At 36.6% G+C, this 20,161-nt stretch carries 22 protein-coding genes and 1 riboswitch; of the genes, 14 read left to right on the top strand and 8 right to left on the bottom strand.

The features are described from left to right. Positions 1 to 196 precede the first annotated feature (196 nt). The 4 genes from KHA96_RS20515 (at position 197) to KHA96_RS20500 (ending at position 4,658) form a co-directional block, all read left to right on the top strand. Positions 197 to 1,678: an amidase gene (locus tag KHA96_RS20515; protein WP_213131211.1), complete on the top strand. Its 1,482-nt coding sequence runs from the start codon at positions 197 to 199 to the stop codon at positions 1,676 to 1,678. Positions 1,679 to 1,846: 168 nt separating this feature from the next. Beyond that, positions 1,847 to 2,866 carry a response regulator transcription factor gene (locus KHA96_RS20510; protein ID WP_213131210.1) on the top strand — a complete coding sequence of 340 codons (1,020 nt, stop codon included), beginning with the start codon at positions 1,847 to 1,849 and terminating at the stop codon, positions 2,864 to 2,866. 239 nt (positions 2,867 to 3,105) lie between these two features. Then, positions 3,106 to 3,954 (top strand): ABC transporter ATP-binding protein, encoded by an 849-nt coding sequence (locus KHA96_RS20505; RefSeq protein WP_213131209.1) that lies wholly within the window; start codon positions 3,106 to 3,108, stop codon positions 3,952 to 3,954. Further along, a complete protein-coding gene (locus tag KHA96_RS20500) occupies positions 3,951 to 4,658 on the top strand; it encodes an ABC transporter permease (protein WP_213131208.1) in 708 nt (235 codons plus the stop codon). Before KHA96_RS20505 ends, KHA96_RS20500 begins: the two co-directional genes overlap by 4 nt. Before the next feature lie 97 nt (positions 4,659 to 4,755). Here KHA96_RS20500 and serC read toward each other — a convergent pair whose 3' ends face one another. Further along, on the bottom strand, positions 4,756 to 5,850 hold the full coding sequence (serC, locus tag KHA96_RS20495; protein ID WP_213131207.1) for a 3-phosphoserine/phosphohydroxythreonine transaminase: 1,095 nt from the start codon (positions 5,848 to 5,850) through the stop codon (positions 4,756 to 4,758). A 197-nt stretch (positions 5,851 to 6,047) separates the two neighbouring features. Between serC and KHA96_RS20490 the strand changes: the two genes are divergently transcribed. Continuing rightward, the gene (locus KHA96_RS20490; protein WP_213131206.1) at positions 6,048 to 6,731 is read left to right on the top strand and encodes a DNA alkylation repair protein; all 684 of its coding nucleotides are present in this window, start codon (positions 6,048 to 6,050) and stop codon (positions 6,729 to 6,731) included. Here KHA96_RS20490 and KHA96_RS20485 read toward each other — a convergent pair. Beyond that, positions 6,718 to 6,993, bottom strand: a complete 276-nt coding sequence (locus tag KHA96_RS20485) for a YqhV family protein (protein ID WP_213131205.1) — start codon at positions 6,991 to 6,993, stop codon at positions 6,718 to 6,720. The two genes, KHA96_RS20490 and KHA96_RS20485, sit on opposite strands and share 14 nt — an antisense overlap. 151 nt (positions 6,994 to 7,144) lie before the next feature. Here KHA96_RS20485 and KHA96_RS20480 point away from each other — a divergent pair, with 151 nt between their 5' ends. After that, on the top strand, positions 7,145 to 7,762 hold the full coding sequence (locus KHA96_RS20480; protein ID WP_213131204.1) for a YitT family protein: 618 nt from the start codon (positions 7,145 to 7,147) through the stop codon (positions 7,760 to 7,762). Positions 7,763 to 7,997: 235 nt separating this feature from the next. Here KHA96_RS20480 and cysC read toward each other — a convergent pair whose 3' ends face one another. From cysC to KHA96_RS20460, 4 genes are read right to left on the bottom strand one after another with little or no spacing between them, the layout of a single operon-like run. After that, entirely contained in the window at positions 7,998 to 8,606 is a 609-nt protein-coding gene (gene cysC / locus KHA96_RS20475; RefSeq protein ID WP_213131203.1) for an adenylyl-sulfate kinase, read from the bottom strand. 10 nt (positions 8,607 to 8,616) lie between these two features. Further along, on the bottom strand, positions 8,617 to 9,762 hold the full coding sequence (gene sat / locus KHA96_RS20470; RefSeq protein ID WP_481748258.1) for a sulfate adenylyltransferase: 1,146 nt from the start codon (positions 9,760 to 9,762) through the stop codon (positions 8,617 to 8,619). Between the two features lie 17 nt (positions 9,763 to 9,779). Continuing rightward, positions 9,780 to 10,481 carry a phosphoadenylyl-sulfate reductase gene (locus KHA96_RS20465; RefSeq protein WP_481748259.1) on the bottom strand — a complete coding sequence of 234 codons (702 nt, stop codon included), beginning with the start codon at positions 10,479 to 10,481 and terminating at the stop codon, positions 9,780 to 9,782. A gap of 1 nt (position 10,482) precedes the next feature. Beyond that, positions 10,483 to 11,265, bottom strand: coding sequence for a phosphosulfolactate synthase (locus KHA96_RS20460; RefSeq protein WP_213131200.1), 783 nt, complete (start codon positions 11,263 to 11,265; stop codon positions 10,483 to 10,485). A 159-nt stretch (positions 11,266 to 11,424) separates the two neighbouring features. On the opposite strand from KHA96_RS20460, the gene KHA96_RS20455 reads away from it, so the two are divergent. The 4 genes from KHA96_RS20455 to KHA96_RS20440 all read left to right on the top strand — a co-directional run bounded on the left by KHA96_RS20455 (position 11,425) and on the right by KHA96_RS20440 (position 14,695). Continuing rightward, a complete protein-coding gene (locus KHA96_RS20455; RefSeq protein WP_213131199.1) occupies positions 11,425 to 12,669 on the top strand; it encodes an MFS transporter in 1,245 nt (414 codons plus the stop codon). Between the two features lie 15 nt (positions 12,670 to 12,684). After that, the gene (locus tag KHA96_RS20450) at positions 12,685 to 12,972 is read left to right on the top strand and encodes a hypothetical protein (protein WP_213131198.1); all 288 of its coding nucleotides are present in this window, start codon (positions 12,685 to 12,687) and stop codon (positions 12,970 to 12,972) included. Positions 12,973 to 13,454: 482 nt separating this feature from the next. After that, complete coding sequence (locus tag KHA96_RS20445) at positions 13,455 to 14,216, top strand: sulfite exporter TauE/SafE family protein (RefSeq protein ID WP_213131197.1); 762 nt, start codon at positions 13,455 to 13,457, stop codon at positions 14,214 to 14,216. Positions 14,217 to 14,260: 44 nt separating this feature from the next. After that, a complete protein-coding gene (locus KHA96_RS20440; protein WP_213131196.1) occupies positions 14,261 to 14,695 on the top strand; it encodes a hypothetical protein in 435 nt (144 codons plus the stop codon). Positions 14,696 to 14,823: 128 nt separating this feature from the next. On the opposite strand, the gene KHA96_RS20435 is transcribed toward KHA96_RS20440, so the two are convergent. Together KHA96_RS20435 and KHA96_RS20430 are read right to left on the bottom strand one after the other, a co-directional pair. Continuing rightward, complete coding sequence (locus tag KHA96_RS20435; RefSeq protein WP_349305818.1) at positions 14,824 to 15,606, bottom strand: DUF2935 domain-containing protein; 783 nt, start codon at positions 15,604 to 15,606, stop codon at positions 14,824 to 14,826. Positions 15,607 to 15,718: 112 nt separating this feature from the next. Next, positions 15,719 to 16,339, bottom strand: a complete 621-nt coding sequence (locus KHA96_RS20430) for a protein kinase family protein (protein ID WP_213131194.1) — start codon at positions 16,337 to 16,339, stop codon at positions 15,719 to 15,721. A gap of 93 nt (positions 16,340 to 16,432) precedes the next feature. Between KHA96_RS20430 and KHA96_RS20425 the strand changes: the two genes are divergently transcribed. The 4 genes from KHA96_RS20425 to KHA96_RS20410 all read left to right on the top strand — a co-directional run bounded on the left by KHA96_RS20425 (position 16,433) and on the right by KHA96_RS20410 (position 19,989). After that, entirely contained in the window at positions 16,433 to 16,603 is a 171-nt protein-coding gene (locus KHA96_RS20425) for a hypothetical protein (RefSeq protein WP_213131193.1), read from the top strand. Between the two features lie 340 nt (positions 16,604 to 16,943). Next, positions 16,944 to 17,046: riboswitch (SAM riboswitch) on the top strand. 160 nt (positions 17,047 to 17,206) lie between these two features. Then, positions 17,207 to 17,929, top strand: coding sequence for a cysteine hydrolase family protein (locus tag KHA96_RS20420; protein ID WP_213131192.1), 723 nt, complete (start codon positions 17,207 to 17,209; stop codon positions 17,927 to 17,929). A 36-nt stretch (positions 17,930 to 17,965) separates the two neighbouring features. Further along, positions 17,966 to 18,592 (top strand): AmiS/UreI family transporter, encoded by a 627-nt coding sequence (locus tag KHA96_RS20415; protein WP_213131191.1) that lies wholly within the window; start codon positions 17,966 to 17,968, stop codon positions 18,590 to 18,592. 362 nt (positions 18,593 to 18,954) lie between these two features. Then, positions 18,955 to 19,989: a family 16 glycosylhydrolase gene (locus KHA96_RS20410; protein WP_213131190.1), complete on the top strand. Its 1,035-nt coding sequence runs from the start codon at positions 18,955 to 18,957 to the stop codon at positions 19,987 to 19,989. Positions 19,990 to 20,161 lie beyond the last annotated feature (172 nt).

Below are 20,161 nucleotides of genomic sequence, written 5' to 3'. Positions count from 1 at the left end.
AAAAGTCTTGTTCTTACAACTAGAAATTGTAGAAACAAGACTTTTTTGCTTTTAGGTTTATGAACCGATGACATTTCATATTTCGCTATAATAGAAGGAAACTATATAAATAGGTAGAATATAAAATAAAAGTTAGGAAATAAATATTCTCACAAAAATTAGGATGCACATGCTGCTTAATGGAGGTGAACAAAAGATGCAAGATTACAAGCAATATGATGGCATAGGATTAGCCGAATTAATTCGAAAAAAAGAAGTTAAGCAAGAAGAAGTACGCGACATGGCAATACAGGAAATTGAGCAGAAAAATGGGAAGCTTAATGCGGTCATTCATAAAATATATGATCTTCAGGAAGACGGTCTCATTCAGAATAAGGGGATTTTTGCGGGTGTACCAGTATTGACGAAGGATATTTCACAGGAATTAAAAGGGCATCCCATTTCAAGTGGTTCAAAGGCTTTAGCCGATTTTATCGCAGATCACGATAGTGAGTTCGTACGACAAATAAAGGAGGCGGGTGTCGTCATTATTGGTCAAACGAACGTTCCGGAATTTGCGTTAATGGGAATAACGGAACCTGCCTTTTATGGTCCTTCCAGAAACCCTTGGAATACTGATTATACTCCGGGAGGCTCAAGTGGAGGGGCAGCAGCTGCAGTGGCATCAGGGATGGTTCCGATTGCTGGTGCAAATGATGGCGGTGGCTCCATTCGGATTCCTGCTGCTTTTTGTGGATTATTTGGATTAAAACCAACTCGTGGCCGCACGCCAATTGGTCCTAATCGGGGGCGGGTGTGGCAAGGGGCCTCAGTCGATCATATTTTAAGTCGATCGGTAAGAGATAGCGCCGCAATGCTCGATCAATATCGATACGACCGAGCATCTGCCTTCATTGCACCGCCATTTAATGGGTCTTATCTATCTGTATCAGAGACTCCTATTTCTAAATCATTAAAAATTGCCTTTACAACAAAGTCACCTATTGCCTCCTCTGTTGATGATGAATGTAAGGAGGCAGTAGAAAAAACTGTAAAGCTTCTTGAAAATATGGGGCATATAGTGTTAGAAGAAGAAGCACCTGTAGATGGAAAAAAGCTTGCTAGTAACTATATGATGTTATATTTTGCAGAGGTTTCTGCAACTTTGAGAGCCCTTGAGGATGTCATTGGTAGAAAAGTAAGCTTTAAGGATGTAGAACCTGCAACATGGATTCTTGGTTTACTAGGCAAAGCTGTTTCTGCGGAAGAATTTTTAACAAGTTTAACATTTTGGGATAAGGCGGCAATCCAAATGGAAAGCTTTCACGATGACTATGATCTCTACATTACTCCGACTACTGCTTATCCACCTTCAAAGATTGGTGAGCTCGATCAAACCCAATTTGAAAAAATGCTCATTCGAACGATTGGTGGTCTCGGATTGGGAGGAATTTTGAAAAAGTCAGGTTTTGTTGATCAACTAGCATATAAAAGTCTTGAGCGAACTCCTTTTACACAACTTGCAAATCTAACCGGTCAACCAGCAATGACTCTTCCTATGCATATAACGAAGGATGGACTTCCGTGCGGAGTTCAAGTGATGGCAAGACGTGGTCGTGAAGACCTTCTGTTACAATTGGCTGCTGAATTGGAAAAGGCGGATTCATGGATTAATATAAAAGAAAATCCAACTTATTAATCTATTATTTCTCATTTAATAAAGCGTACGCGAAAACAATCGCGTACGTTTTATTAAATTTAAATAGGTATTTATTTCCATATATAATTCAATTAGTATGCTTCATTCAATATACTCTTGCTATAATAGAACAAGGCATTTTTAATGAGAATGAAATGAGGTTTGTGTATGTCGCTGCAGTTTTTATCCACTGAAAGATTCATTAATGATACACTTATCTTCCCCTCGTTTGATCTAACTATTGATACAGGCAAGGTTATTGCCATCAATTCAAGCGTAAATGTCAGGGAAGAACTTATAAAATTACTACTCGGAAAAACAAAGCTTTCAAAAGGTGAAATTCTACTTGAACAACATTATCTTTCTGAAAGTCGCCAAAAAATCGGTCTTCTTTTTCTTAATATTGAATTATATGAGCGTCTCTCTATCGAAGAAATACTTACCTTCACAAAACGCCTTTATGGTACTAGCATGTTTATTGAAGAGATCCTCCATATTGTTCAGTTAGAAAGTAGACGTAATGTACGAATTCACAAGCTATCTTATTCAGAGAAGAAGCGGGTGCAGCTTGCGTGTTTACTCATTCAGAACCCAGCTGTTTATATTATGGAGGAGCCCGATCAAAACCTTGATATTGAATCAAAACGAATATTGTTAAATGTTCTTCAACATTTACGTCAACTAGAAAAGTGCATACTTGTATTAACTGGAAATATGGAAAGTGCTATAACACTAGCGAGTGAGGCATATAGATTAGACGAAAATGGACTCCATTCTATTCAAATACAAAATGAAGATGATACAGAGACAGTTCACGATGAAGAATCTACTATCGACCATATCCAGCCAGTTCGCTTTGAAAAAATCCCTACTAAAGTGAATGAAAAAATAGTCCTTTTTAATCCACCAGAGATTGATTACATAGAAAGCAATGAAGGACAATCTTTTTTACATATAAAGGGAGAGACTTTCCCATGCGTGTTCACATTGACAGAATTGGAACAACGCTTAAATCACTTCGGTTTTTTCCGTTGCCATCGTTCGTACATCGTTAATTTACAGAAAGTGCGTGAAGTAATCACTTGGACAAGGAATAGTTATAGCTTAGTACTGGATGATAGTAGTAAATCTACCGTTCCTTTATCTAAGTCGAAAATGGCAGAGCTTAAAGAGATGTTAGGTTTCTAATTTTGTAGAATAATGGATTATTTCCTCGGAAATATCAAAATCCATTTGCCCTATGAAATACTCCTGTCAGTTTTACTTGAACTTAAAGACATGGAACTAGTTTTCATTTGCCCTTCATAATACTCCATTCATCTCTTCCTATACTCTTTTCATTGAAAAACGAATGCATACATGTTTCATCACTTGTAACATGAAAGTACAAATTCGAAATGAATGGCAACTTGCACAGGAGGATGGAAATGGAAAACATCATTGAAGTGAAAGGATTGGCGAAAATCTTTGCCAATCAAACGGCAATTGAAAGTGTTGATTTTCAAGTTAAAAAAGGAGAAATTTTTGGATTTCTAGGTCCTAGCGGATCTGGAAAAACAACTACCATTAAAATATTGACAGGACAGCTTAGTCCAACAAATGGAACAGCTACTATTTTTAGTGAACCAGTTTCTATGTTGAAAAAATCAGAATACCGTAAACGATTTGGTGTTATTACTGATAATAGCAGCTTATATGGAAGACTTTCAATCAATGATAATTTAAAACTATATTGCGACCTATACGATGTGCCACATAAAAAAATGGATGAAGTTTTAGAGATGGTTAATTTAAAAGAAGAAAAATCGAAAAAGGTATCTTCCTTATCTAAAGGAATGGCCCAAAGAGTCTTACTAGCAAGAGCACTTCTACATGAACCAGAACTATTATTTTTAGATGAACCGACTTCTGCACTTGATCCTACAAATACACTTCATATTTATGAAGGCTTGAGATTGCTAAATGCTAAAGGAACAACCATCTTTTTGACAACACATGATATGTATGAGGCGGATACGCTATGTGATCGTGTTGCTTTTTTAAATAAAGGTAAAATCCAACTTTTGGATACACCAGACAATTTAAAGAAAGCACACTCAGATTCTACTATTACAGTTGAATTGACAAATGCTGAAAAAGTTATTATTCCGGCAGGTGCTGAAGGCGCAGAACAACTTTTTCATTTTATGAATGAAAATCAAATAGCGGCCATCCATTCAAACGAGCCAACATTAGGAGATATATTCGTACAAGTGACAGGGAGGAAATTAACATGACATTTTCATTTAAGCGAGTAAATGCTATTTTACAAAAGGATTATAAAGATTTTTCACGAAATTTTGCTGTTTCGATTGTAATTATTATTCCACCTATTACTGCAGCAATCTATGGACGAATGGGTATAGAAAGCATTGATTCCTTTTATATGCTTATTAATATGGCGTTTTCGATGGTCGCAGCTTTTGTACAATGCTGTTTGATTGCGGAGGAAAAAGAGAAAAACACATTGCGAGGCTTAATGCTATCGCCGGCAAGTACTAGTGAGATTTTAACTGGCAAAAGCTTGTTGTCATTTATCCTAACTATAGGCGTAATAATATTTACAGTTATTTTGGCTGAATATCGTCCTCAAAATATTGGATTAGTCACTATTGCTATAATCTTATCATCTTTTTTTTATATAGGATTAGGTACGCTTCTTGGTCTCTTTTCCAAATCTGTAATGGAAGCATCTGTTATAGTTTTGCCAGTCATTATCATATTTTCGATTGGTTCATTTATCACTGGACTAGCTAGTCAATATCCGATTTTAAAGCTAGCAAACTACTTGCCAAATATTCAGCTTATTGAGTTGGCAAAGCAAGTGGAAATAGGAGCAGGATTCGGAGATGTTATGCCAAACTTAGGGATCATTCTTGTATGGGTAATGCTAATTGTGGTTTTAACTACGATTACTTACAGAAAACGAATGGTTAACTGACCGGACATGGATCATTATGTCATTTGCAGTGATTAATATTATTTAAGCATAAAAAGGGAAGCTGCTTGTTCAAACCATTAAGCAGCTTCCCTTTTTATTAATTATTTTTATGAAATTCAATCATAAACTCTCTTAAAGCCATGCAAGCTTCAACTGGTACGGCATTATATGCTGAGGCACGGCAGCCTCCTACAGTACGATAACCATTCACTCCTACAAACCCTGCTTGTTTAGCTTCTGTCAAAAATTTCTTTTCTAAATGTTCATCAGCCAGTTTGAATGTAATATTCATAAGTGACCTGCTTTCTGACTCAGCATGCCCAACATAAAACCCATTGCTCTCATCAATCGCGTCGTAAATAAGCTTTGCTTTTTCCTCATTTTGTTTTGCTAATATTTCTAATCCACCTTTTTCTTCTATCCATCCAAGTACTTCGCCAAGCATATAAATACCAAACGTTGGAGGTGTATTAAACAATGAGTTGCTTTTCGAATGAGTGCTATATTTTAAAATTGTCGGGACATTCTGATTCGCTTTTTCAATCATGTCTTTGCGAATAATAACAACCGTTACGCCTGATGGTCCAAGATTTTTTTGTGCTCCCGCATAAATCATGGCAAATTTACTTACATCTACAGGTTTAGACATTATATCGCTGGACATATCCGCAATCAGTGGAACATTCCCTGTATCGGGGAAGTCCTTCCATTGTGTACCATAAATGGTATTGTTAGAAGTTAGATGAATATAAGCATCATCTTTATGATATTTAAGGTTACTCTTATTAGGGATGAAACGATGATTACTCTCTTTACTACTTGCTGCCTCGTAAGGATCGCCAAATGATTTTGCCTCGGCAAATGCTTTTTCTGACCAAACTCCCGTATTCACATATGCGGCTTTTTGATTTTCTTGTAAAAAGTTCATTGGAATCATGGAAAATTGAAGACTTGCTCCACCTTGTAAGAAAAGCACTTCGTAATTTTCAGGAATGGAAAATAGATTTTTCAATCGAGAAATTGCTTGAGTATGTACTTCTTCATATGTAGTGCTTCGATGGCTTAGTTCCATTACGGACATGCCAGTCCCACGGAAATTAAGTAATTCTTTTTGAGCTTTTTCGAGAACTGCAGCAGGAAGTGCCGATGGTCCAGCGTTAAAGTTATATACAGATTGAATTGCTTTGTTCAAAATACTCACTCCAATTTTATATTTTCATTATTGCCGCTAAGTAGATTAAACGGAATAAACATGAAGGAATTGCGATAATTTGCCTTCTTTTTAATATAACTAATCATAATGAATAATTGGTGTAATTTAAAGTACTATTTTGTACAATTAAAGATATTCTGCATGAATGCGGTTTTATCTTATAGGAGGTGTATTTATTGGATAAGTCAATTGAACTTTTGACTGAAATATTTGAAAAGCATCAAAATCGTGAAAATGCGATACTAATGGCAAAATATATGAAGGATCTATTTCCGTTTCTGGGGATTCGTTCTCCAGACAGAAAGACCATTACTTCAGACTGGTTTAAAAGTATTAGCTTAAGTCCTAACGAATCATTGTTCCCTTTTATTAAAGAATTATGGATAAAGCCAGAAAGAGAATACCAGTATGTAGCAATAGATTATCTTATTAAAAAGAAAAAATATCTATTAGAAACAGATATTGATTTATTGGAGTATGTAATTGTAACGAAAGCTTGGTGGGATACGGTTGATTTGATTTCCAGTCATTTGGTAGGAGCGCTTTTTTTAAAACATCCCCATTTAATAAAAAAACATGGAGAAAAATGGCTCCTGTCAGGGAATATGTGGCTGCAGCGAACAATGCTGTTGTTTCAACTTAAATATAAAAATCAGACGGATGAACAGTTATTATTTTCGATTATAAAACGCACTTCTCATATTAATGAATTTTTTATCCAAAAAGCAATTGGATGGTCATTAAGGGAGTATTCAAAAACATCCCCAGATGCGGTTGCTCAATTTACAGAAACAAATGAATTATCAAATTTAGCTAAAAGAGAAGGGTTAAAGTATATAAAATCCGTCAACCACTCTTAACACCATAAATAATATAAGCAACACCAAGGAATATCCAGACAAATTTTCCAAATGCAATTTTATCGGCAAGCCCTACTAAACCAATCATGGTTGTAATGATAAGTATGGTTGGCCCGATTAATGCTAGTGAACTATTGACGATTAACGCCTTTTCTATATCATTAAACTTAATCATCAAAAATGCGGCGAAAATTTCTATGCTGCCTGATAATATGCGTAGTAGCGCCATCCCAATAACGGCTTTTTCCAGCAAACTAATCATACTTAACCTCCTGAGGATATACTCGTTCCATTATATGTATTACTTGTCCACATCATCACAGTTAAAAATTCGATTCACGAAAAATGTTTCTACATAATCATTTTTTCTCCTCATAAAATGGACAAGAGAGGGCTGTCCGCGAGGTGAAACGATGAGAAAATTACTAGCGTCTTATATACTTTTATTAGTCGGGGCATTTGTACAAGGGATGGCTATGTCCTTTTTTTTATTTCCCCATTCAATTCCCTCAGGTGGGGCGGCTGGTTTGGCTATTCTCGTTAATCACTGGTTTGGGTTGCCTCTCGGGATATCGTTATGGCTGGCGAATGCCGTTTTTTTAATTTTTGCTTATCAATATTTCGGCTCCTCTTGGACCTTTCGTACCATTATCGCTGTGGCAACAACCTCAACGACTGTCACCATTCTTGCGTCGCAGCTTCCTCTCCCACATATACATATCATTTTAGATATTTTAGCCGGCAGCTTTTTTTTCGGAATAGGAGTCGGAATCTTGATTCGTGTTGGCTCATCAAGCGGAGGGATGGTCATTCCAGCTTTAATGATTGCGTCATATAAAAATTGGAGCCCTGGAAAAGTGATGATGGGGATCAACTTACTAATTTTTCTACTAACTTCACTTGTGATCGATTATAAAATTGTTGTTTACGCTGTAATTTGCCAGTTTTTCTCTACGAATATAATTGATTATATTTATGAATTTAAACTGCAAAAACTCGCTTTATTAACCCCAAATTGGAGAAAAAAATAAAAAAAGGGTGTAAGAAAAGCGCAAGCGCCTGTTCATCGACATAAAGGCCCACGGGATGTGGGTCCGTCGACGTCGCCACAGGACGTGGCGGCTTTTAGTCGACGTTCCTTTTTGTCCTGTGACTGAGATAAAGGAAACAGGTTGAGTCCGTTAGGACGAATCGATGTTGACTTATCGGAGGGAAGAGGATAGGAAGTTTTCTAGTCGATAGGCGCTATAACTAGACAGCTTAAAATCAGAATCTCTGCAATATTTCTTTATCATATAAATAAGATAAAATCATATATACGGACTCATCTAATATCATTTTATCTGTTTCAATTACGATCTCGGGATTAATTGGGACTTCATAAGGAGAACTGATACCTGTAAAATCTGGAATTTCACCAATTCTGGCTTTTTTATATAAACCTTTAGGGTCGCGGTCTTCGCAAACATGTAATGGGCAATTCATAAAAACTTCAATAAATTCCCCTTCATTAAACATATTTCGAACGAGTTGACGATCCTCGATAAATGGGGAAATAAATGCGGAAGAAACGATTTGACCGCTATCTACAAATAGCTTTGCCACTTCACCGATTCTACGAATATTTTCTTTCCGATCCTCCACCTTAAAGCTCAGGTCGCTATTTAATCCATGGCGAATATTATCTCCATCTAATACATAACTTTTAATTCCATGGCGAAATAATTCAACATCCAAGGCATTCGCCAAAGACGATTTGCCTGATCCAGATAAGCCAGTAAACCAAAGTACACAGCTTTTATGACCGTTCAAAAGATGACGATCCACTTTCGTGACTAATGTATCGTGCCATGTGATATGAGTGCTTTTTCCCATGTCATCACCTTCAATGCAAAATATAAGCTTCTTTTAATCCTTCAATCAGCACTTCAACTACCTCTGGACGGCTAAATTCCTTTGGCGGATGTTCTCCATTTTTTAACATTTCTCTTACTTTTGTGCCGGATAAAATGACATGGTGTTCTGAATCATGCGGACATGTTTTATTTGATGCCATGTTTTCGCACTTTTTACAGTAAAAGCTATGTTCGAAAAATAATGGCTTTATTCCTAATTCATCTTCATTAAAATGACTAAATATTTTTTGCGAGTCATATGTTCCATAATAATTTCCAACTCCCGCATGATCTCTCCCTACTATAAAATGAGTACAGCCAAAATTTTTTCTTACAAATGCATGAAAAATGGCTTCTCTAGGACCGGCATAGCGCATTGCAGCCGGAAAGACGGAAAAAAATACTCGATGCTTAGGGTAATAGTTTTCAAGTAAAATTTGATAGCTTTTCATTCGAATCTCACTTGGAATATCGTCTGATTTCGTTTCTCCAACAAGAGGATTTAAGAAAAGTCCATCTACCGTTTCTAATGCAGACTTTTGAATGTATTCATGAGCACGATGAACAGGATTTCTCGTTTGGAAGCCAACTATCGTCTTCCAGCCTAACTCATTAAATTTCTTTCTTGTCTCGATAGGGTCTAAATGGTATAAATCAAAATTTATTTTTTCAGGTTTTCTAATAAGAGTAATAGGGCCAGAAATATACCAGTCCGGTCTTTTGTATAATTTATTTACACCAGGATGTTTAGGGTCGGTCGTTCGATAAACTAGTTCAGCTTCCATATATTTATCGGGCTTAAATTTTTCATCTACCTCCAATACTCCATAAATCATATCATTGTGAAGAAGATTGATCGTCTCTCCTTCTTTGATTTCAGCTGCCTTCCATCCGTCAACTGCCAGTGTAATGGGGAGTGACCATGGAATGCCATTTTCCAGCCGCATATTTTGAAGCACGGAATGATAATCAGCTTTTCCCATAAATCCTTCAAGCGGGCTGTACGCACCATTCGCTATTAATTCCAAATCACTAAGTTCCAATTGATCAAGCTCGACAAAGTTTAGAGAATGGTCCGCAATAAAAGAGAGATTCATTCTATTAACCATTTTTCCCCCGTGTGGCAATATACTCAATTCTAATTTCCTCCTTTTTAAGTCAGATGGAGTCCGCATTCTAATTTCGCAGTACCTGCCCACCGTCCTGATCGCAGATTGTTATTATTAAGAACTGCCGATGTACATGGCTGACAGCCAATACTTGGATACCCCTGATCATGAAGGGGATTGTATGGTAAATTATTTAAATCGATATATGATAAAATATCTCCCCAAGTCCAATGAATGAGGGGACATATTTTTATTTTTGAAAACTTATTGTCTTTATTAATAAATTGGGTGTTGATTCTAGTCGGAGATTGATCTCGTCTCAAACCTGAGATCCAGGCTTTTACACCTTTCAGAGCTTCTTGTAAAGGCAGGACCTTCCTAATATTGCAGCACTGATTTGGATGAAGTTCCCATAACTTTTCACCAAACATTGCTGCTTGCTCCTGCAACGAAATTTTAGGTTTAACCATTTCGATATTTAAAGATGGGTATCGGCTTTTCACTTTTTCTATCAATTCATATGTTTCGGGAAAATGAAGCCCGGTATCGAGAAAAATAATTTTCGCATTGGGATTTACTTTGCTAATTAAATCAATTAATACAATTCCTTCAGCTCCAAAGCTGCATGCATACGAAATTTGCTCCCCATATTCCTGGAAGGACCATTTTAAAATATCCATATAATCTGGGTGGTCACGTAAAATGATATTAATTTTTTCTTCATCCCAATTTTCGAAACTTACGATGTCAGACATATTCTGCACCCCGTATCGCAGGATCTTGTTCTCCCATAAAAAAAGTTTCACATCTTAAACCTAAACGTTGGGCTTCTAAAACTAACACATCACTCAATTTTACATTTCCCAAATTAACATTAGGTCCAATTTCATTAATAAAATACATTTGCTGTTTTGGTGTCGGTGCTTCGAAAATGATTTTTTGTTGATCAATATCCTGCAAAATATCCGCAATTAAGTTTGTTTTAATATTGCCATTTTTATCATAGATCCCGGCGGTTCCAGAATCTCTTCCTTCCGTTATCACATACTTACAACCTGCATTGAGTAAAAGTTCAATTTCTTCCTTCCATTCGGATATTGGTATTTGATTGTTAATATCCTTTGAACCAACCTCCGCAATGACATGAAAATCATCGACAAGGCGAGATATAAGATTTAGACGTTCTTGAATAGGAATATCCAATGTTCCAGTAGAAATCTCAATATAATCAATTCCAAGTTGTTTTAAGTAGTTTAAATACTCGGAAATTTTATTTTGAAAATAACATTTTTCAAAGAAAGTGCCTCCACAATAAGGTTTAATTTGGAATTCCTTATATAAATCAATTTTTTTCTTTACATTTGGGGTTATATACGCTGAGCCAATCCCAATTTTTGCCACGTCAATAAACGGACTATAATCCATTAGAATACTTTTCAGTTCATCATAAGGCGTGCCTAAATCGATGATAGATGTTAAGCCGTACTTCCTTGGTTTTGACGTCCTCTCGGGTAATTGTAAAAAGTCCATAGGAAAAGTGCCTCCTCTATTTTTCTAGGTTAGCCTATTCGGAAATTGGGCGAATGTGTAAAGAATGGGCTTTTACCATGGAAAATAGGCGATTGCCCTGCATAAAAAAAGAGGACCATTCAAACAATAAAAAGACATTTGCAGCAGGGGAGGACCGTTATGCCAAAGAAAAAACCTAAAGGTGGGACGATTCTTGCAATCAGCTCCATCCCGCTCATTCTTGTTTTAGGGAATTCCATGCTAATTCCGATTTTGCCGAAAATGAAATCAGAATTAGATGTATCCCAATTTAAAATTAGCTTGATTATTTCTGTATTTTCGATTGCTGCAGCAGCATCCATTCCCATCTTAGGATATTTATCAGATCGATTTTCGCGAAAAGCGATCATCATCCCTGCACTTATTTTGTATGGAAGTGGTGGGATATTGGCAGGAGCTGCGGCCGCTTGGTTTTCAAATGCATATACGTGGGTTCTAGCTGGAAGGATCATGCAAGGAATTGGTGCTGCTGGAACCGCCCCGATCGCGATGGCTTTAACAGGAGATTTATTTAAAGGGGGAGAACAAAGTAAAGTATTAGGATTGGTGGAAGCATCAAACGGAGTTGGGAAGGTCATTAGTCCAATTATCGGCTCTTTGTTAGCTCTCATTATTTGGTATGCTCCTTTTTTTGCCTTTCCTATTTTCTGCCTTTTTTCAATATTATTGACCATATTTCTTGTAAAGGAAAAGAAAAAAGATAAAGAACCGCCTCCTCTTGGCAGTTATGTTAAAGGATTAGTTTCTGTATTTAAAACGGAAGGCCGCTGGTTATTGGTCGCTTATTTAACGGGTGCTACTTGTTTATTTGCGCTATTTGGAATTTTATTTTATATTTCCGATATTTTGGAAAAGGATCATCAAATAGATGGAGTGTTAAAAGGGGGTATTCTAGCTATTCCTTTATTGTTCATGACGACAACATCATATATTACAGGGAGCAAAATTGGAAAAAACATGAAGTTGATGAAAAACTTAATTGTCCTAGGATTATTATTAATGACACTTTCGTTTTCATTGCTCGTTTTCTTTAAAAGTTTGGTTCCTTTTTTTTCAGTCCTTGTCATAAGCAGCATTGGAACTGGACTTGTTCTTCCGTGTATTAATAGCTTTATTACGGGATCGGTTCCTTCGGATAGAAGGGGATTTGTTACATCTTTATATGGTTCAGTCCGATTTTTGGGGGTTGCTATCGGTCCGCCTATTTATACTACTTTAATGGAATGGTCGCGAACAGGAATGTTTTTGTCTACAGCCGGTTTAACATTGTTTGTAGCGTTTCTCTGTCTCGTCTTAATTCGAGTAGGAAAGAAAGAATCGACACAAGAAAACGATACATTATTTGAAAAATTGGAGTTTACGTAAAGGGAGGGAAATGACATGGAAATTTACTTCTCACCAGAGGTAATGACGCCACACTATCAAGTCTTGAATGTCGTAGATTCAAAAAATAAAGCGGTCGGGAATTTGGCTATTTTATTTGATGAAAAAAAACTGTATGTTTACGGGATATTGGAGGAGGAAGGAGTGGGGGCCGATTTTAAAGATCTAGTCACTCCTTACGTAAAGGGATTGGCAAAAGCAAATCCAGACGCGGATATTTTATCTTGCTTGTATGTAGGATGTAAGAAGATTAAATTGAATGAGGATGAGCAGGAGAAGAAATAAAGACTCTATGGAGTTCTTCCAGGAATCTGTGTGTACGACTTGTTAAGGATTAGAAGGAATTATTGATTTCTCGAATTTTATTGTAAATTGGGCATTAATTTCCGATGAATATTGTGATTTTCTGATTCATCGGGAATCCGTTCATAATTCCCACTGAAACTTGATGATTTTCCGATTTCAGTGGGAATCCAATCTTAATTTCCTCTATAAATTAGTTGGTTCTCCGATTTCGTTAGGAATCAGTTTTTATTCCCACTGAAACTTATTCATTTTCATATTTAATCGTGAATTCAACAAAAATTCCTTATAAATATCAAATTTCTTTGAGAGTTCCATCACTTGATTCAAATATATATAGAAACCAAAAGATTAAATCCAACCACGGCTTATTCTTTTTATTTTTTTCTGGTCACGGTGCAATGATTTCAATCATAAATTGGGATAAAAGTCTAGTCAGATGAAAAAGGTTTGAGGTGTGCCTAATGAGTATTGGCATTATTGCAATGGGGCTGTTTGTTGGTTTTTTAGTTGGATTAACAGGAGTCGGAGGAGCTGCCCTTCTAACTCCAATATTGATTTTATTGGGAATAAATCCTTCTATCGCAGTCGGAACTGATCTTGCCTATAATTCGGTTACAAAATTATTTGGCTCTTTTCAGCATTGGCGGCAAAAGACCATTAATTTCCAATTAGTCAAATATCTTGCGATTGGAAGCGTTCCAAGTGCTGTATGTGCAGTTAGTGTTCTTCATTTATATGACTCTTTTTTTCATAATCAGGAAGAATTGATTAAACATGCTTTAGGCTATGCATTAATTTTAGTAGCCATTACGACCCTAATCAAAACATTTTACAAAAAGATGTATGAATCAAAGCTTCAGCTAAAACCGTTGTATGAAAAAAGAACGATTACAATCATCATCGGTATTGTGCTTGGCTTTATCGTTGGATTAACCTCAATTGGCTCTGGATCTATGTTTGCCATTGCTATGTTGTTTCTTTATAAAATGAAACCGTCGGAGTTAGTTGGAACGGACATCGCCCATGCATTCCTTTTAGTTACTGCGGCAGGTTTCATGCATGCGGGAATAGGAAATGTTGATTATTTGTTAATGATTAATCTTTTAGCGGGTTCCATACCTGGAGTCATTTTAGGAAGTACTTTTTCATCAAAACTTCCAGCAAAACCATTACGAGCCATCATAGCAATCATGATTTTAATTAGTGGTTATAAGCTTATTTAAGTATGTTGGTGGGGATAAAAATGTTCAAGAGTCTAATAATGACGTTGGCCCTTTTACTCATTCCTTTAGCTATTTTAGGAATAATACAGGTCAGTTTAGAAAATATTTATGAATATTTCTCAAGGGAAGAAATCAGTAGTATGACAGAAGAAGATAATTATTTCGTAAATAAATATAAGGATCAAAAAAAGACAATGAAAAGTCCACAATGTCCTTCCAATAATCTTGATCATTTTTCTCCAAAAGGGCATCCAGAAAGTACCATTCAAGATCCTTTAGCCAATCTTGTCATAAGGAGTATTCATTCTTCCTTTTCAATAATCAATCATAAAAGCTACCTGATTTTTATCTGTTATATTCGTGGCCAAATAGACGAATTTGGAAACAAGGCGTATGAGAAAAACAATTGGCTACAGACGATAGGAATAGTTCAGAAAAAATGTACTCATTCTGTTAAATGCCTTTTGTCTAATACTTGATTTGGGAAAGGGAAGTCTAAAAAATAGGAAAGAAGAAGCCACTAATTCAGAGCTTTAGATGGATGATTTAAAATCCTAAGCTTGAAATAAAGAGCTTCATCAAAACATTGCTTTTTATCTCAGTTTTATCATGTTATTCTTTCTTCTTCTAAATTTCTCCAAAGGTGATGGGCTTCCCTAGCAATATGCTCTAACAAATCTGGAGGAGAGGTTGTAACGGCCGCGCATTTTTTGATTAAATCATCCAACTCTAATTTGAATGATTCCAAGCTTTTAGCCTCTTTAATAATCATTTGCTTGAATTGCGTCAAAACTGGCAATGTTTCATTGCGCGGTTTGCGTATCATTGTTTTTAGTGCAGTTGCCTGCATTAATAGCCGCTCAAATTTTTGCATCATCATTGTTACCTGAAAGTTTAGGTCATAATTAGATATATCTAAATAATGGCGTATATAACCTAGATGATCTGCCATTTGCCTTAACCAAAAGACGCTTTCATGTATGATTGCATCCGATGGAGAAACTTGAAAGCCACTTTGCATTAATTTATAGACTTTTTGAGACTCTTCGGCTTCCCGTACCATATGATCAAGAAGCGATACAGGAGTTGAAATAATAACCTCACAGTGTAAGGATTTATCCATTGTATAGGCGATTAGACTGTGAAATTCACTTGAAGCATGCTGGGCTTCAAGGAGCAATGTTCCAAGATCCCCTTGTCTAGCCTCCGCCTTCTTCCATATTGCACCCAAGCGCTGAATATTATTTTGGTTTGCACGGGCAAGTTCTATTTCATAATGACTTATTTCTCTATCGAAAAATCGGCCATGATCATAATCGTTACGCAACCAAAAAGCGATCATCCCATAGGCATCCCTTTCATAGTTATCCGTATACCCCAAATTACCCACTCCTCCCCAGTAATTACTTACCACAGTGGGCTACAAATGCATTATCCACCAATAAAAATGTATTCATTCATTATGTCCATTATGCAAGACCAGGGTGGCGCAGTCCTAAAAATCATTTCATTTTTATAGGGACAAAACTTCTTTTATTAGCGATTTTATAAAAAGTGGCTATCCCATTTAAAATGGAGGCAGGGATCTTCTTTGGAAAAAATCGTTTTGTATAAAGACGATAAAAAGCATTTTTTAAATCCAACCATTGTGTGTCTGTTTCAATTTGTTTAAAACGAGCAACGTCAATCATTTTTACTTTTCCATTATTGATCATGATGTTTCGTAAATGAATATCAGAAGGGTTTAATCCTTCTTTTCTAGCAAGCTGAATGGCTATATCAACCTCTTTAATATTGTTTTCTGAAATGGGAATCCCACGGGTGAGACACTCGAATAATGTGTAACCATCAACATAATCAATTACAAGATAATGGGTTCCGGATTCATATAGTTGAGGGAAGTAATCAATATGTTGGATGCTTTGGTAAACATCGGCTTCCACTTTGGCCAAGTGTCGATAACTTGGAAAAAACACTTTTAATGCGAGTTGGGTATTTTTTATTTTAAATACAAATGCGCTGCGTCCAATGCCAATTAATGATAAAGAAGCGTCAAATTGAATGAGCTTATGATTGTTTGGATCGATTACAACACTTTCAGCAAGTTCTCTATACTTATTCAAAATCTCAACTCCCTTATAAGAAAAGCGCAAGGCGCCAGGTTAGCCCCGACAAGCAAATGTTCTGAGGCAAAAAAGTGTGTATTTTGACTTTTATTGCCGCTGGTTTATGACCTCGAGGGGCTGCCGAATGCAGCTAGACAAGACGAGCTAGTGAAATTGGCACTTCAAATTTCACCTAGTGTTGACCCATCGCAGGAAGAAGCTGAAAGTTTGCTAGTCGTTGGGCGCCTGAAGCTAGACAATGAAAGACTTATTGTAAATTAGGATCGACAAAATTTTATGCTTTCTTTACCCTAATAAAAAAACACTATTACCAATTTCGGTAATAGTGTCTTATAAAATAAATAAAAGACCTTACCGAAAAATGGTAAGGTCTCGCAAACAACAAGCGTTGCCAATAAAGCCGAGGAAAGATTCCCGTATTGACGACTTTATTGTATAGCTACTCCCCTTAGGATAGGATATTATATTGTGTTCATTATAAATAACAATGATAGGCGAGTCAAATGGAAAAAATACATACCCATACTTTAGAATCATTTCCAAAAATTAGGTTGACAATACAAAGTTCATCATGTAAGATTCAAGATAATTTCATATGTAATTCTTATTAAGAGAGGTTGAGGGACTGGCCCGATGACACCTCGGCAACAGGCTTTTTTAAGTACTGTGCCAATTCCAGCAAGCGAGAGCTTGAAAGATAAGAAGAGACAAACGGACGGAATAAAAACCTCTTCTTTATCGAAGAGGTTTATTTTTTTGTTCTAAACCAAGTAACTGGATAGGTTTAGTGCGTCTCTTAAGGAAGGGGGATCATACAAGAATATTGGCAGTGAATGAGTATTATTAAAAAATGGAGGAATGGATATGTCAACAGTAGAAACTTTTGAAAAGAAAATCGGCGGGATTCATGCTATCCCGGACCTTGCCCCACAATGGAAAAAACTTGATTTAGCAGAGATTTTAACGAGGAGAGCAGCGTTTGTATCCGTTAGTCAAAATAAATCTTTATACGAATCATGGGGAGCACAAGGCCACGAGGATCATCGCGCGAGAGGGAGTTTGCCAGCAACCGTAAAAGTAGTGGAAGCTGCAAGGAATGCACATAATTTTGTCTCATTTAATTGGGTTGGATACAGTGTTTTTCGTGAAGATTATCCAAAGTCCATTTTTGATAAAGTTCAATATGAAACTTGGATAGAAAAGTTAAATTTCACTGAAGAACTAAAAGTGAAGGATAATGAACTAGTTGACGAGCTTCAAGCGTTAGTGAGACCTGGTGATTTACAATTTAATGAGCTTGCTTTGCAAACAGCATTTGTCGGAACTCAATTGCCATTGGAGCTCGCACGAAAACAAGTAGAAGTCATTGTGTTTACAGGAATACACCTTGATTGGTGCATTGAAGGAAATGCCCGTTCAGCAAGGGATCATGGATATCTCCCAATTATCATAGGTGATGCTACGGGTTGTGCAAAACCTGAACAGGAAGCAGCAGCGATGGAAAGAATCAATAACTACTTTGCTCCAGTTATTTCTGCAGACACATTTGTCAATTTAATAAGTCAACAGACAGAAAGCGCATCGTAATCATGAGCTAAAAATGCAGAGGCGGGAGGAAAGGAAATGCAAAATGTCGGCTTATTGTATTGTGGTGCTGTGTTATTCATTAATGCATTGATGCTATTAGGAAAAGTAGATAGTAAAAGTGCTGGAGTATTTAATTTGTTTCTTGGAGCCATCCAAGTGATTACCCCTTTTTATGTAATATTTACAGCTGGATCGGATTCTTGGGTGATCTTTAATGCATCAGGAGTCTTCCTATTTAGCCTAACATATCTTTATGTAGGGATAACGAACTTAAAGGAATGGGATAGTGCGGGTGTCGGTTGGTTTTCATTATGGGTGGCGTTTATGGCTGTAGGCTACGGGATTATGAGTTTTGTCCATTTCCATGATCCGAAGTTTGGTATCATTTGGTTTATGTGGGCATTCCTATGGACGCTGTTCTTTCTGCTGCTTGCCCTAAAAAAAGATATTGCTATTTTCACTGGCTGGGTAACATTGATTCAGGCACTTATTACCACAACGATTCCTGGATTTTTAATGCTAATCAATGTTTGGGATTCCATTGGAGTCGAAATAATGTGGATCGTTGCAACACTTTTCGTAATTATTACGGGGTCCCTATACTATCAAAAAGTATCGATTCGGAGTAAGAATGTAGTTAAAGTGACGAAGTATTCAACATAAAACTTCATGATCACAAGGAAATAGGTTCCCGGTTTCAAATACAAAGGGGACTTATTTCTTTTTGCAGATCACAATCTATATTGAAGAAGCCAAGGAAATCGATTAGGGATATGATTGGATGAAGAAAGATCAGTGAGAGATCATTTGGTAGTTTAGTAGTATTGACCATTTGCTGGAACAAATTTAATCTTTTTATAAGACGTTAATATGATCAACATGAAATAACTGACAGAAATAGGTAAATTGATTATTTTATATCCTCAAAATGAAGGCGGTTTAATGCGTGGGGGTGATGCATTTACAATTTATTGTTTTTTTGTGTTCACAGTAATAATGGGGATCTTTTGAAAGGAGGTAATGATATGCTGAAGACGATGATAAAAGGAGTGTCTATTATTTTAATGATCGCCGCATTTTATCCACTTAATTCTAACGTTTCCTCGGCAAATCAGCCGAATGAAGGATTTGAAGATCATTTTGATTTTTTTAATCCTGAGTTATGGTATCGATCTGATGGATGGGCAAATGGAGCCGACTTTGGCGTTGGGTGGCTAAACGATCATGTAGAGTTTTCTGAAGGGAAAATGGCGCTTCGATTAGATGATGCTCCAAATAACAATGATAAACCTTATACCTCTGGTGAATTTTATACTTTGGAAAAATACGGATATGGACGAATAGAGGGACGAATAAAAGTCGCTAAAGGTGTCGGTCTTGTCACTTCTTTATTCACATATTCTCCAAACGCCGATGAAATTGATATTGAAATACTTGGAAAAGATACTACCAAGTTAGAGACTAACTTTTTTATAGGCGGCGTAAGAGGAAAGAATGCTCATGCTATCATTGATCTTGGATTCGATGCCTCGGAAGACTTTCATGACTATGCTATAGAGTGGTCTGCAAATTATATTAAGTGGTTTGTTGATGGGGAATTGGTTCGTACTGTAGAGGGGGATGAGATCGAATTACCATCGGAACCTTCCTCTATTATGGCGAATTTATGGTCTGGTGCTGGTGCCGCGGCCAGAACGTGGACGGGAGAGTTTGTTTATCCTGGCAGCCCGGTACGCGCTTATTACGATTATATTAAGTTCACTCCTGAAAAAGATGATAGCACTGAACCACATGCTGTGAGCCTAGAGTATATGAAGGAACTACTAGACAACTATATTGCTGCAGGAGAAGTAAGTGGTCCACTTGCCAACCAATTAATGAACAATTTAAAACAGGCTCAGCACCATAATGAAAAAGAACATCAAAAACAAGCAATCAAGTCAATGGGAGATTTTATTAAGCACATAAATAATAAAGGAATGCAAAAACATATCACCTTGAATGCTCAAAAGAATCTTCATGAAAGTGCTGAAGCTTTGATTCAGTTATGGTCAGATTAAAATAAAAAGAGGAAACCCTTTATCCAATGAGGGTTTCCTATGTTTTCTATCTGTTTTTAGTACTGTTAAATTCGAATAAACTAAAAGAGGTGGCAGTTGTTCGAACACATATGATTAACTGCAATAGACGTCCCAATTTAAGGTGAGACTTATGGGGTAACAGGTCCTTATT

Origin of the sequence: Bacillus sp. FJAT-49711 (assembly GCF_018343715.1) — a bacterium.
Taxonomy (GTDB): domain Bacteria; phylum Bacillota; class Bacilli; order Bacillales; family Bacillaceae_C; genus Lederbergia.
The sequence above is the reverse complement of the archived record's forward strand: the minus strand, read 5'-3'. Positions and strand labels throughout refer to the sequence as shown.

What these genes read in the sequence shown, in the direction of transcription:
- KHA96_RS20505 (WP_213131209.1), top strand. Translation starts at nt 3,106, where the DNA reads ATGGAAAACATCATTGAAGTGAAAGGATTGGCGAAAATCTTTGCCAAT.
- KHA96_RS20480 (WP_213131204.1), top strand. Translation starts at nt 7,145, where the DNA reads ATGAGAAAATTACTAGCGTCTTATATACTTTTATTAGTCGGGGCATTT.
- KHA96_RS20445 (WP_213131197.1), top strand. Translation starts at nt 13,455, where the DNA reads ATGAGTATTGGCATTATTGCAATGGGGCTGTTTGTTGGTTTTTTAGTT.
- KHA96_RS20410 (WP_213131190.1), top strand. Translation starts at nt 18,955, where the DNA reads ATGCTGAAGACGATGATAAAAGGAGTGTCTATTATTTTAATGATCGCC.
- KHA96_RS20415 (WP_213131191.1), top strand. Translation starts at nt 17,966, where the DNA reads ATGCAAAATGTCGGCTTATTGTATTGTGGTGCTGTGTTATTCATTAAT.
- KHA96_RS20485 (WP_213131205.1), bottom strand. Translation starts at nt 6,993, where the DNA reads ATGATTAGTTTGCTGGAAAAAGCCGTTATTGGGATGGCGCTACTACGC.
- KHA96_RS20455 (WP_213131199.1), top strand. Translation starts at nt 11,425, where the DNA reads ATGCCAAAGAAAAAACCTAAAGGTGGGACGATTCTTGCAATCAGCTCC.
- KHA96_RS20450 (WP_213131198.1), top strand. Translation starts at nt 12,685, where the DNA reads ATGGAAATTTACTTCTCACCAGAGGTAATGACGCCACACTATCAAGTC.
- KHA96_RS20510 (WP_213131210.1), top strand. Translation starts at nt 1,847, where the DNA reads ATGTCGCTGCAGTTTTTATCCACTGAAAGATTCATTAATGATACACTT.
- KHA96_RS20420 (WP_213131192.1), top strand. Translation starts at nt 17,207, where the DNA reads ATGTCAACAGTAGAAACTTTTGAAAAGAAAATCGGCGGGATTCATGCT.
- KHA96_RS20460 (WP_213131200.1), bottom strand. Translation starts at nt 11,265, where the DNA reads ATGGACTTTTTACAATTACCCGAGAGGACGTCAAAACCAAGGAAGTAC.
- KHA96_RS20500 (WP_213131208.1), top strand. Translation starts at nt 3,951, where the DNA reads ATGACATTTTCATTTAAGCGAGTAAATGCTATTTTACAAAAGGATTAT.
- cysC (WP_213131203.1), bottom strand. Translation starts at nt 8,606, where the DNA reads ATGGGAAAAAGCACTCATATCACATGGCACGATACATTAGTCACGAAA.
- KHA96_RS20515 (WP_213131211.1), top strand. Translation starts at nt 197, where the DNA reads ATGCAAGATTACAAGCAATATGATGGCATAGGATTAGCCGAATTAATT.